Origin of the sequence: Paenibacillus sp. YN15 (assembly GCF_003285005.1) — a bacterium.
GTDB lineage: Bacteria > Bacillota > Bacilli > Paenibacillales > NBRC-103111 > Paenibacillus_AR.
On record NZ_QMFA01000041.1, the window covers coordinates 1 to 13,050 of the forward strand.

Sequence of the window (13,050 nt, forward strand, 5' to 3'; positions counted from 1 at the left end):
CTTTCCAAGATGCGACTTATTCACAGCACAACAGCTACGCCGAGGCCTCCTGGTAGGCGGCCTCAATTCTACACTGAAAGTGACATTTTCTTAGAAGAGTTACGGTGACATTTTCTCAGACTATTGACACCTTTTTTTATAAAACTTTGAAAGCCTCCCCCCTGCTATATGCTATATTGGAATCAGACCGGTATAAACCCATATCCGAAATAAGGGGCTTCCACTATGAAACACTCACTCCATTTCCTGCGCAGGGCCACCCATCCCCCAGGGCATCAGGTGGATTGGCACGCCCATCCGATTCATGAAATTGTATATTACGAAACCGGCACCGGCACCACCGAATTCAGCCGCAATCACTACCGTTATCAATCCGGCACCTTTGCGGTTTTGCCTGCAAACAGCAAGCATAACGAGCATTCGACTACTCAAACGGATGTGACGTTTTTCTGCTTTGATTATGATCCCGGCTTCCCTACCCTTACCCCGGGGCTCTATCAGGATCACTCGGGCAGGATATTCTATTGGATCGGCCAGATTCACCGTGAGCTTATCTGCAGAACCAGCTATTCGGATGAGGCTGTCGGGTGTTATTTGGAGCTGCTCCTAATTGAGGTATTGCGCTTGACCGGAGACAGAGCGGCTGCCCCTGCAAACCGGCAAACCCTGTATGCCGCCAACTACATCGAACAGTATTATAGCCAAAAAATCCAGCTCGGCCAACTGGCGGATATGTGCGGATACAGCCCGGATCATTTCCGGCATGTTTTTAAGGAAGAGAACGGGATGACTCCCACCCAATACATCCGCAAAATCCGCATCGACAAATCCAAGCAAATGATCCTCGAGCAAGGGGACAAGAACCTCACCGCCATTGCCCTGGATTGCGGCTTTGCATCCCTTTCCCAGTTCGGCAGCGTATTCAGGCAGTTAACCGGACAAAGCCCCAGCGGCTTCAGCAAAAAGGCAGAGCGTACGGCAATCCCCGGAAGCGGCGGGGCAGATGCGGCCAACCCATCCCAATAGCCATTCATGCTGCGTTTCCCGCCCCACCTTTAGACCGATGAAATGTCCGAGAGGCCCTCGAAACCGGCTTTGCCGGTTTCGAGGCTTCCATAACACCATCCGGCCTGCGGCAAGGACCAGTGTTATTTCAGGGTAGCGGCACGCCTTTTTCCCTTACCCCTATCCCCCCATCATCGAGGCTTGCAGAGAAAAAGAAGCGCAATAAGGGAAACTCTCCTTCCCTTGTTGCGCTTTTTGCTGGCGGAAGCAGGCAATAGCGGAAAACCGACTGCCGCTATCCCATAAACATAATCCGTTCCGTCCGCCCTCTATCCGCAGCCCCAGACGGACGGCCTTCCCTCTACCTTCGTCCGTCGAGCCACCGGTTGACCTCGTCCGCCGCCGGAATCGAGGATTGGGCGCCCGGCCGGGTAACGGCAATGGCTGCGGCGGCGCTGGCCCACCGCAACGACTCCTGCACAGAGCCCCCCCGCTCCCGCGCCGCGGCATACGCGCCGATGAAGGTGTCCCCTGCCGCAGTGGTGTCCACGGCCTCCACCCGGAAGGCGGGAACGTTCACCCGCTCCCCCTCCCGGCTGGCATAAATCACCCCGGCCGCCCCCAAGGTGACGATGACCTCCCCGACGCCGCGGCCAAGCAGCCATTCTGCAGCCGCCTCCGCATCCCCGGGACCGCTCACCCGGATACCGCTGATGGCGGCAGCCTCAGTCTCATTGACCACCAGCACATCCACCAGCGCCAGCACCTCATCCTCCACCTTGCGTGCAGGAGCCGGATTCAGATACACAGTGGCGCCGAGGATACGGGCGCGGCGGGCGGCGGCAGATGTAGTTTCCCAGGGAATTTCATTCTGCAGCAGCACCCCGTCCAACCTCCCGTCTCCCCGGTCCGCCGCGTTCTCGAGCCCCGCTTCCATATCGGCAGCATCCAGCTTGCCGTTGGCTCCGGACGACAGAATAATGTTGTTCTCCCCGCTGTTGTCCACGGTAATAAACGCCATACCCGAGGTGCCGGCCTTCACCAGCACTCCACCAGTGTCTACTCCCGCCGCCTCCAACGCCTGAATCAGCGGCCCGCCAAAGGGGTCCCGGCCCACGGCGCCGATCATCAGCACCTGCGCACCGGCCTGAGCCGCCGCCACCGCCTGGTTGGCCCCCTTGCCTCCGGGGACATAAGCCGTATCCAGGCCGCTGACCGTTTCCCCGGGCAAGGGATGCCGCTCCACCCGGTTCACCACATCCATATTGATGCTGCCCACCACCGCTATTTTACCCATCCATTCCACCCGCCTTTATTGTTCTGTATCCTAGCTTCCGGAAAAAATCCCGCATGATGCGGTCCCGCTCCACCCAATACGCGCACCGTATAAAATGCCGGCCCGCATCCTCGCTTAAGGTGAGCTGATCGGTCAATATCGGGCTGTGCACCAGATGCGCCGGGATAAACTCCGGATTTACCAGGTAAGCAATGGCAGTCATATCCCACATAATTTTGGAAAAACCGAAATGGTCCTCCCGGAACCCGTAAAACCGCTCCATCAAAAAATCCCCGATTGCGCCGCAGCCCTTCACATACTGTTCCATCTCGGAGGTGGTGGTGTTCAAGCCAGAGGCAACGCCGTAACAGGGGATTTGCACCAGGGGGACTCCGCAATCAAAGATAAGCCGCGCTGCCGGCACATCCTGCATCAGGTTGAATTCATCCTGGGCAGGCCAATGGCGGGCATGTCCCCCCAGCCACACCACCACAATACGATCCACAATCGCCGGCTCCATCAGAATGGCCGAAGCCACATTAGTAATCGCTCCGATAGCAACCACGTACAGGGGATCATCCGCCGAGGAAGCCATCGCCCGCCGCACCAGATCACGGGCCGCTTCACTTTCCACAGGAGTACGCCCGTCCGGCAGATAGCTCTTGGAGCCTCTGAACACAAATCCCTCCGACGGACGGCCCATCTGCTCCAGCAGCCGGTGGATTTCCTCGTAGCTGCGCTCCATGCCGTCGGCAGGACCGGTGCTCATATGGTTGAAGAAAGGAGCGGCGTACAGCGCTTCCACCTTCAGCTCTTCCGGAGACAGCAAGGCATAGACCACCGCAAACTGGTCATCAATTTCGTTATAGGTGTCCGTATCCAGCACCATGCGGACAGGCGCTGCAGGCGCCCGCTCCAGCCTGCGGACCAGCTCTGCATGATGAAGATTATTCGGCCTGTTCATATCTTTTTCCTCCTCTAATGGTTGAATCAGCAACACTTCCAGCATAGCAGCCGGCGGCCGCAAGGGCTGTTCAAAATCAGGGGAGTATTGTTCAAATCCGGCGGGAAAGCTCCAGCACCCGCCTCATCCCGGCACGGATTTGCGGCTCGTTGGCGAAGGAAAAGCTGAACCGGGCCCACTCGTTCATCTGGCGCAGGGGATCGCAGATGACTCCGGGCACAAAGGCAATGGAGGCCTCCAGGCAACGCTCCAGGAGCGCCGGAGACGACATGCCCACCGCCAGCCTGACCCACAGGTTCAGGCCTCCCCCGGGACTGGACCATTGCCAGCCGGAATCCCGCAGCTCCTCCTCCATCACGTCCTTGCGGATTTGCAGGGCGATCCGCAGCTTCCCCAGATGCTGCTGCAGCCGGGCGGAGGTGAAATAGTGGAGGAAGATTTTCTGGTTCAAAAGCGGGGTGCCGTTGTCCGCCAGGGATTTGGCCGTCAGCAGATGCTTCATAAGCGGCGGCCGGCAGGCCACACAGGCAATGCGGAGCCCCGGCGACACATATTTGCTGAAGCCCCGGATGTACAGCACCACCCCTTCCGTGTCATAGGCGAATAAGGGGGGAGGGGGCTCTTTGCCGAAATAAATATCGTGATTGGTATCGTCATCCACCAGCAGGCAGCGGTACTGCTCGGCCAGCTCCACCAGCCGCTTCCGCTGCTCCGCCGGGACCGTGTAGCCTGTAGGGTTATGGAAGGTGGGATTCAAGTAGAACAGGCGGGGCTTGTAATGCCGCATGCACCATTCAACCTGCTCCATATTGTAGCCGTATGGATGAATATCCACCGTCACCAGCTTTGCGCCCATCTGCGAAAAAATATCCACCGCCGAGCTGTACGTGGGCCGTTCAATCAGCACCGCGTCCATGGGCTTGATAAATATCCGCGAAATCAGATCGATGGCCTGCTGGGCGCCGGAGGTCACCAGGAGCTCCGGGGCGGTGAGATGGAAGCGGTGGGTACGGGCAAAATAGCGGCAGAGGGTCTCCCGCAGCTCCTCATCCCCCTGGACCGGGGCATAGGTGGCCAGCACCTTGGGGTAGAGGTCGAAGACTTTTTTGACATAATCGGAAAAATACATGTTCGGCAGCAGATTGGGGTCAATCAGCGCCTCGGAAAACTGGTAGCCGACGGGAACCTGGTGGATCTCCGAGAGGCGGTTGCGCACGGCATAAGCGGGAACAATCGCTCCGCTGGACGGCTCCGGGGCACGGGCTTCGGCTCCGGGATGGACATAATAGCCGGACTTGTCCTTCACATACACCAGCCCTCTTGTTTTCAGCTCCTGGTAAGCGCGAAAAACCGTCAGCCGGTGCACCTTCAGCTCCATGGCCAGAATGCGGACGGAGGGCAGCTTTTCATGGATCTGCCACTCCCCCCGGGCAATCCGGGTGGCCAGATACTCCACCACCTGCTCGAACAGATGAAACGTCCGGCTCCGCTCCCGTTGCTCCTTTTCTTCCCTTTGCTCCTTTTGCACCTGCGGTCACTTCCCCTGCACAAGTCATATTCCCTATTGTACATGATTTCCGGGCATTCTGTTCTGTCGGTTTCATTCTGTTCTGCCCCCTCTCCCTTATGATAAAAACCACAGCCCTTAGGAGGAATCAGAATGATCGCATTGGGTTTTATTGTTATGTGCCTGATTTTCGGAACGACCTTTCTCGCCATCAAAATTGGGATTGACGCCGGGCTTGCCCCCTTTTATTCCGCAAGCATCCGGTTTATTGCAGCAGGCGGACTGCTGTTCCTCTACTTGCTTTGGAAGAAAAAAGCGTCCATGACCCTGTTGTGGCGGAGGGAAACCTTAGTGACCGGCTTCCTGGTCACCTTCGGCACCTTCTCCACCCTCTATTGGGCGGAGCAGCATATCAGCTCCGGACTGGCGGCCGTATTGTCGGCAACGGGTCCGATCATGATCCTGCTGCTCCAGACGGCGCGCACCCGCAGGAGGGCCCCTTTCACCTCAGCCGCAGGCTGCGTCATCGGCTTTGCCGGAGTATTTGTGCTGATGCTGCCGGGGCTGAAGCTTGATTTCAGCTATATGTGGCTGGCCGGATGCCTGGCGGTGCTGCTGGGCGAGCTCTGCTACTCAGGCGGCGCGCTGTATTCCAAGGCTGTGATGGACCGGCGTCCGGAAGCATCGCCCCTGGCCCTGAACGCGGCGCAGATGCTCTTCGGCGGTGTCCTGCTCCTGATTCTCTCCCTGTTGGTGGAGCATCCCCGGCCAACCCGGATTTTCACCCTTCCGGCAATGGGCTCCATTCTGTATCTGACTGTAGCCGGGTCCATGATCGGCCACAGCCTGTTCTACTGGCTGAATGCCAAGACCAATCCGGTATTCCCCTCCACCTGGCTCTACATTTCCCCGCTGATTGCCATGGGCTTGGGCAGCGCCGTATACGGGGAAGCCTTCTCCTGGATTTCCGCTGCAGGCGCATTGGTTATTCTGGCCGGCATCATTCTGGTGAATCTCCGCAGCCTGCGGATGCTTCTGAACGGCCGGAGGAAACCCGCCGCTCCTGTTCCCCTGCAAGGGAAGGCGGAATCCGCCTGACTGCCGCAAACAGCCCGTTCCTTAAGCAGCTGCCGGAGACAGCATGCAGGAAACGGGCTGTTTATTTTTTATCCCCCGGAATCCGGAGGCGTATCGGAGATATCCTGCGCCGCGGCGGTTTCCCGCAGCCATTCCACAATGGCATGCTCCGGCAGAGGCTTGCTGATATAGTACCCCTGAATTTTATCGCATTTGCGGCTGCGCAAATATTGCAGCTGCTCCCGGGATTCCACTCCCTCGGCAACCACCTCCAGCCCCATCCGGTGGCCGATCATCACAATAGAGCTGGCCAGAGAACGGTTCTCCGCCGCGCCGGGCACATCGTCAATGAAGGTCTTGTCCACCTTCAAGGTGGTGATAGGCAGCGCCTTGAGGTAGCTGAGGGATGAATATCCGGTGCCGAAGTCATCCAGGGCAATGCGGATGCCCAGGGCCTTCAGATAGTCCAGCTTTTCTACGATCCGGTCGAAGGACTCCATAAAAATGGACTCGGTAATCTCAATTTCCAAATACTCAGGGGCCAGATCGGCTTCCTTCAGGGAATCAAGCACCGTGCTGATAAAATCGTCCTGAACCAGCTGAACCACAGAGATGTTGACGGATATCCGGTACGGCTTCCCGTCCCGCCGCTGCAGCTCCCGGATAAAGCGGCAGGCTTTGACCAGCACCCAAGCGCCAATGGGAAGAATCAGCTGGCAGGCCTCCGCAATGGGAATGAACGACAGGGGCGACACATTGCCGAGCTGGGGGCTGTTCCAGCGGATCAGCGCCTCGAAGCCGGAGATTTCGTCGTTTTGAAGCTCGTATTGGGGCTGGTAATGAAGCTCCAGCTCCCCGTTCTGCAAGGCATTGCGCAAATGCCGCTCAATCTCCATCCGCTTGGCAAAAGACTGCTGCAGCGTTGCCCCGTACAGAATGTAGCCGCCCTTGCAGGTTTCCTTGGCCTTGTACATGGCCACATCGGCGAACATCAGCAGCTCCTCCGCCGACCGGCCGTCCTCCGGATAACGGACAATGCCGATGCTGGGAGCCAAATGAATGATGCTGCCCCCCACCAAAAACGGCTCCTTCAACCAGCGGATCAGCCGGTCGGCAGTCCGGGCAACAACCTCGGGAGACTGATATCCCCCGTGGAGCATCACAAACTCATCGCCCCCCAGGCGGTAGAAGGTTCCCTCCACATCGGTAAAGGCGTCCAGACGGCGGCTGACCAGCCGGATCAATTCGTCGCCCACGGAATAGCCCATCGTATCGTTGATATATTTGAAATTATCGATATCCATATAAAAAATGACGGCATGAGCATCTGCGTCCCCCACGTAACGCTCCAATTCCTCCGTCAGGGACAGCCGGTTGGGAAGACCGGTAAGCGGGTCGAAGTAGGCCAGATCATGAAGCTTCTCCTCGGATGTCTTCAGATCATGGATGTCCAAATCCGCTCCTACCACCCGGATAATCTGCCCGTTCTCATCCCTGATCGCCTTGCCCTTGCCCAAAAACCAGCGGTATTCCCCCGTTCCCAGCCTCAGGCGGTACTCGTACTGGTAATAATCGCTTTTGCCGCTTTTATGCTCCTCAATGCAATGTTCGTAACCTGCCAGATCATCGGGATGAATCATCTCGGAGAAGGCAAAATCCTTCACCCGCCGCGACGGGTCCACCTTCATCAGGTCCCACCACCGTGGAGAGATAAACGTCTCCCCGGTTGTATAATCAACCTCCCAGACACCGTCATTGGTGGCTTCGGTAATCAGGCGGTACCGTTCCTCGCTTCTGGCCAGCATAGCCTGATTCTTCACCAGCTTATCGTACTGCTCCATCAATTCATCCTGAAGAGCAGTTACTTCTTCATAAGTTGCCTCCAGTTCCTGATAGCTTTTTTGCAGCATAGCCTCATAATTTTTGCGCTCGGTAATATCGGTCATGGACCCGGCAAAACGTTTGGGCTCCCCTTTATTCCCCCGGCTTACCTTGCCCCTCACCTGAAACCAGATATATTCCCCCGACTGCTTCCGCATCCGGTATTCCGCAGCATAAAAAGGAGTTTCCCCGCGGAGATGGGCCTGCATGGCACGGTCTGCTTCCTCGACATCCTCGGGATGGATCAATTGACGCCAGCCGTCATCGCTGATTATGTACGGGTCTCTGGGATATCCCATCAGCTCATACCACCGGTCCGAATAATAGGAACGTCCCTTCTCCATATCCAGATCCCATATGACCGCTTCAGAACCGTCGGTAGCCAGCCGGAACCGCTCCTCGCTGACAAACAGACTCTCCTTGACGAAGGACAGCTCCTTGAATTGACGGCGCAGCACCTCCTCGGAGGCCTCCAGGTTGCGGTTCAGCATCGTCAGCTCCATATTGCTGCCGGCAAGCCTGCGGCGCATCCGCCGGGTCTGCCGGATATGAAGCAGAAGCAGCAGGATAAAGCCCACAAGGGCCACAAACGACCAAAACACCCCCAGCACCAACGGCCGGTATTCATCATAAAAGGAAAAAGGCTTGTTCAGGATGATGCTGCCCTCGGGAAGACGCTCCTCCCCGATTCCGAATTTGCGGAGCATCTCATAGCTGAAGGTGGTGGTGAAAACCTCAGGCTTCACCCGGGGAATCTCATCGGCCCGCTCCCCCTTCAGAATCCGCAAGGCCAAAGCCGCGGCTTCCTCGCCCTGTTTTTTTCCGCTGATGGTGCTGCCCCCAAAACCCCCGTAATTCATGCCGAAGTTATACAGATGATAGACCGGGGCTTTGCTGGTCAGGCTCAAATCTTTGGACGCCTTTTCGAATTCCACCGTGCTGCCGCTGGCGTCGCTGTAGTAAGTGGTCATGAAGATCATGTCCCGCTCCGGGTTCAAGCCTGAGGCCACATCCAGGACCTGCGGGAAGGTTTTGTCGTCCAGCGGAACCACGGTCAGCTCCGGATAGGTCATACGAATCTTCTCCTGAATCTGCTTGCCCGTCATTATTCCGCTTTCGGAGCGGTCATGGAGCAGGTAGACGCTGGACAATCCGGGATTGACGGCCTTGGCTGTCCGGATGGTGGGAATCGGGTCCACATTTTCCAGGACTCCGGTCACATTCCTTTGGCCATGAAGCAGAGTATCCGCTGCCTCCTCCACAACCCCGGCATAAACCATCGGCGCATTGTTGAAGAGACTTTTGCGATATTGCAGGGCGAATTCCACAGCAAAATCGTCAAAAGCCACAATCAGGTCAATATCCGTGCCCGAATATTTGTAAAGCAGGTTGGAAAACAGATTCTCCCGATTGTATTCCGAAGGAAATCTCTTCCAGTCGGCATATTCGGTATAGATCACCGGATGAAGCTCAGCCTTCTTCAGGGCATCCGTTATTCCCGCCGTTTCTTCATCCGTCCATTCAAATCCCTTATGGTAGGAGTTCAGGACAAGAACCCGGGGAGAGGCAATCATCTTCTCTTCACTGCGTGCGGTCCCCGGAGCCAGCCCGGCGGCGGCCGTCACAATCAGGAAAAGCAGCATCAATCTTTGCAAGTATCGTTGGCGGAATCCTGGCATGAAAAAATCCTCTCCTGAGCAGCCGCATCTGTTTCATTTCTCTTGTAGGCCCGCTGTAAAAACTGTCCCTGACGCTCCCGCCATGTCGAATGATTGACAAATCAATTCCAAATCTATCCGTCTTATCAACATATTTCAACAGGATAATCGGATTTATTATAGCATGTGACATTCCGTTTCGTCATTGATAAATGAAAAAATCCCCAAATCGGCAGTCATAAGACTGTCCAGATTTGGAGATTTTCTACAGGCGTTCAGTCGATGGCGGTGCTTCCGTCATACGTAGTGATCACACGGTACAGGTCCGGGCGGCGGTCCCGGAATATCCCCCATTCAATCCGCTGGATTTCCAATTGGTCCAGGTCGAATTCCGCAGTGAGGACAGCCTCCTCCTCCCTGCCGGCTTCCGCCACCTTTTGGCCGGTGGGTCCGGCAATAAAAGAGGAGCCGTAAAAGGTAATGCTGGAGTCGCCGTCGGACTCCAAGCCGATCCGGTTGGAGGCGATGACCGGCATCAGATTGCAGGCTGCATGGCCCAGCATGCACATTTGCCAGTGATCCCGGGAGTCTATGGTGCCGTCCTGGGGTTCGGAGCCGATGGCGGTGGGATAGAACAGAAGCTCCGCTCCCATAAGCGCCATACAGCGGGCCGCTTCTGGATACCATTGATCCCAGCATACGCCCACGCCAATTTTGGCATAGCGGGTTTTCCAGACCTTAAAGCCGGTGTCCCCCGGGTTAAAATAAAATTTCTCCTCATAACCCGGTCCGTCGGGGATATGGCTCTTGCGGTAGAGCCCCAGCACAGAGCCGTCGGCATCGATCACGGCAAGGGAATTGTAGCGGGCGTAATTCTTCTTTTCATAGAAGCTGATGGGCAGCACTACCTGAAGCTCCCGGGCCACTTCCCGGAAATGGGCCACGGCCTTGTTCTCCTCCAGCTCTCTGGCGTAGACATAATAATCGGATTTTTCCTTCTGGCAAAAATAAGGGGTCTCAAACAGCTCCTGAAGCAGGATAATCTGCGCTCCCTCGGCCGCTGCCTGGCGGACCAGCTTATCCGCCCGGCGGATATTTTCCTCCATATCGGATGTGCAGCTCATTTGGGTAGCCGCTACGGTAACTTTTCTCATTCTTGTCCCTCCTGAAAGTTTTGCGCAAGCAAAACTGGCATCGTAAGCATTTACTGGGGCGCAGGCGTCTGCTGGGTGGTGCAATGCACATTGCCGCCCTCTTTGATAATCGCCATCCCGTCCACGGTGCGAATCCGGCGGTCCGGGAATACCCGGGCCAGCGTCTCCTCCGCCAAACGGTCGGTCTCCGCAGCGTCTTCGCCGAATACGGGGAGGATGATGCCGCCGTTGGCAAAGTAGAAATTCAGATAGCTTAGGGTCAGACGTTTTCCGTTGTACTCCCTGTACGGGGGCTGCTTGATTGGAATAACCTCCAGCGGACGGCCCTTGGCGTCAGCCGCGGCGGCCAGAATCGCCAGATTCTCCCGGGTGATGGCTGTATTCTCATCTCCCGGTTCGTCGGATACCTGAAGAATAACCTTGCCCGGTGCGGCAAAACAGGCAATATTGTCCACATGACCGTCGGTTTCGTCGCCGCTTAAACCCCGCTTAAGCCAGATGATCTTTTCAATACCGGCGTGGCGCTTCAGCTCTTCCTCAATCTGCTCCCGGGTTAAATCGGGATTGCGGTTGGGATTCAGCAGGCATTCCTCGGTGGTGATCATGGTGCCTTCCCCGTCCGTGTGGATGGACCCGCCCTCCATCACAATAGGAGCGTCAAACCGACGCGCTCCCGTGTGGGCGATAATAGCCGGAGCCACCGCGTCATCCAGATCCCAGGGCTCGTATTTGCCGCCCCAGGCATTGAAGCCCCAGTTGACCGCTCCCAGATGTCCGGCCTTGTCCAGCAGGAAGGTGGGGCCGTTGTCGCGGAGCCAGGCATCATTGTGGGGAATGGCGAGACATTCCGCCTGAACGCCGGCCAGCCTGGAGCGCACCGGGCCTTCATCTTCGGGATTGACCACGACGGTCACCGGCTCGAATTCGGCAATGGCGCGAATAATATTTTCATAACCGAGACATACCTGCTCATAATCCTCGGGGTATACCATGGAGTCCCGGACAGGCCAGGAGATGAATGTGCCGCTATGTTTAGCCCACTCGGGGGGCATGGTGTAGGAAAGCTCTTTCGGATTCATGGGGTCCCTCGCATTTCTTGGTATCATAAGTTTGCAGATCCGCAGCGGGCAGGCCTGAGGCCCGTCCATCAACTTCTTATCTTATAGTAAAAACTCCTGTCCCACAATGGCATCCGCCGTTTGAAACTTATTGCAGCAGTTTTTGCGCCACACTCTGCAGCGCGCCGCCGCGTACCAGCTCCTTCAAGGAGATAACCCAAAGCCGGTCTTTATGTGTAAGAAGGCCCGCAGGAATATTTTCATACACGATCAGCAGAACAGCCGATTCAAACTGGTGATGGACGGATGGAGCTTGCTTCATCACTTCTTGAAGCTCGACCATAAACGTATCCGAGCAGTTTTCCAATATGTTTTTGGTGCCGCAAGGGTGATACCAACAGGAACGAAAAGAACGGTGTATCTGCGTCCATTGTTCCTTGTGGCAGCCAGCCAATTGAATATGCGGCGGGATACCCTCCTCCATTTGCTCAAACTGATGAATGTCCAGGGTCAGGAGGGATTGGCCGGGATGCTGCCGCATATACTCCGCAAACAAGCTCAAATACTGTTCCCACGCAGCTTCCATATCATCGAAGCGGCCAATTGGCAAATCAACGGCCCCGGAGCCATCCTGAAAGCGGGACTGCGCTTCATATAACCGGTATATATAAATAAGAAAGTTCAGACAGGCCGATGGCAGGTTGTACAAGGCATCCGCCTCCCTCTTCCGGACAACATCCGGACATAGCTTAATCGCCAACCACATTTTCTTCATATTACCCGACTATCGCTGCAAAGTAAAAGTCCGGGAGGAGTGAAGGCCGAAGTTACTCGCAAGCTCCCTCTCATCCCAACCTCGGAGGAGCGTAGCGGAACTGAGCGACTCTTAAAGCGGCTTTAAGACCCATTGGGCGTCCTTACGGAACTGAGAAGCGCTTATTCCCCGCCACAGCCTCATTTCTCCCCATTTTTGCCGCATAAAGCTGCGTAAGAGTTTCTTAGTTCCGTAAAAACGCCCAGCTCCCGCTTTTGCCGCAATAAGAGTCGCTGAGTTTCCGTCCGCATACCGCCGCCCGTTTCGCCCCTCCATCGCCACCCTGACAACAAAAAAATGGCCCCGCTATAGCCATAGCGGAAGCCATTTTGAGCCGCGATAATCGGGCGATCCATCAGTGATGCTGGTGCAAACCGGACATGATCCAGATGGTGCCTACAACAATGACCAAGGCCAGGAACACTCCGTAGGCGATGTTGAGCAGCTGCACCTTCCGGGCATCGCCCTCGTTCACGTGCATGAACATAAAGAGCTGAAGTCCGGCCTGCAGCAACGCCAGGGAGCCGATGATCCACATAATCGCCGAAAAGCTGAGGGAGGTCTTCAGGGCAATCGCCCCTGCCAGGAAGGTCATCAGAAGAGAGCCCAGAAAACCCAGAACATGCGTGGTAGGAAAGCCGGATTTATTGTGCATC

10 protein-coding genes are annotated in these 13,050 nt (G+C 56.4%); 2 read left to right on the forward strand and 8 right to left on the reverse strand.

Annotation, left to right across the window (positions count from 1 at the left end; genetic code table 11):
- Window positions 1–225: 225 nt before the first annotated feature.
- Entirely contained in the window at window positions 226–1,026 is an 801-nt protein-coding gene (locus DQG13_RS24480; protein ID WP_113022808.1) for an AraC family transcriptional regulator, read from the forward strand.
- Window positions 1,027–1,366: 340 nt separating this feature from the next.
- Here DQG13_RS24480 and rbsK read toward each other — a convergent pair whose 3' ends face one another.
- The 3 genes from rbsK to DQG13_RS24495 form a co-directional block, all read right to left on the reverse strand.
- Complete coding sequence (gene rbsK / locus DQG13_RS24485) at window positions 1,367–2,302, reverse strand: ribokinase (RefSeq protein ID WP_113022809.1); 936 nt, start codon at window positions 2,300–2,302, stop codon at window positions 1,367–1,369.
- Window positions 2,295–3,245: a nucleoside hydrolase gene (locus DQG13_RS24490; RefSeq protein ID WP_113022810.1), complete on the reverse strand. Its 951-nt coding sequence runs from the start codon at window positions 3,243–3,245 to the stop codon at window positions 2,295–2,297. The genes rbsK and DQG13_RS24490 overlap by 8 nt, the downstream gene beginning before the upstream one ends.
- 91 nt (window positions 3,246–3,336) lie before the next feature.
- Window positions 3,337–4,773, reverse strand: a complete 1,437-nt coding sequence (locus DQG13_RS24495) for an aminotransferase-like domain-containing protein (protein WP_181592973.1) — start codon at window positions 4,771–4,773, stop codon at window positions 3,337–3,339.
- A 132-nt stretch (window positions 4,774–4,905) separates the two neighbouring features.
- Here DQG13_RS24495 and DQG13_RS24500 point away from each other — a divergent pair, with 132 nt between their 5' ends.
- On the forward strand, window positions 4,906–5,850 hold the full coding sequence (locus DQG13_RS24500; RefSeq protein WP_113022811.1) for a DMT family transporter: 945 nt from the start codon (window positions 4,906–4,908) through the stop codon (window positions 5,848–5,850).
- Between the two features lie 68 nt (window positions 5,851–5,918).
- Here DQG13_RS24500 and DQG13_RS24505 read toward each other — a convergent pair whose 3' ends face one another.
- The 5 genes from DQG13_RS24505 to qoxD all read right to left on the reverse strand — a co-directional run bounded on the left by DQG13_RS24505 (window position 5,919) and on the right by qoxD (window position 13,049).
- Complete coding sequence (locus DQG13_RS24505) at window positions 5,919–9,389, reverse strand: ABC transporter substrate binding protein (RefSeq protein ID WP_113022812.1); 3,471 nt, start codon at window positions 9,387–9,389, stop codon at window positions 5,919–5,921.
- A gap of 254 nt (window positions 9,390–9,643) precedes the next feature.
- Window positions 9,644–10,522 (reverse strand): N-carbamoylputrescine amidase, encoded by an 879-nt coding sequence (gene aguB, locus DQG13_RS24510; protein WP_113022813.1) that lies wholly within the window; start codon window positions 10,520–10,522, stop codon window positions 9,644–9,646.
- A 50-nt stretch (window positions 10,523–10,572) separates the two neighbouring features.
- Complete coding sequence (locus DQG13_RS24515) at window positions 10,573–11,601, reverse strand: agmatine deiminase family protein (RefSeq protein WP_113022814.1); 1,029 nt, start codon at window positions 11,599–11,601, stop codon at window positions 10,573–10,575.
- Window positions 11,602–11,728: 127 nt separating this feature from the next.
- Window positions 11,729–12,289, reverse strand: coding sequence for a hypothetical protein (locus DQG13_RS24520; protein ID WP_113022815.1), 561 nt, complete (start codon window positions 12,287–12,289; stop codon window positions 11,729–11,731).
- 460 nt (window positions 12,290–12,749) lie between these two features.
- Window positions 12,750–13,049: a cytochrome aa3 quinol oxidase subunit IV gene (gene qoxD / locus DQG13_RS24525; RefSeq protein ID WP_113022816.1), complete on the reverse strand. Its 300-nt coding sequence runs from the start codon at window positions 13,047–13,049 to the stop codon at window positions 12,750–12,752.
- Window position 13,050: the final 1 nt, after the last annotated feature.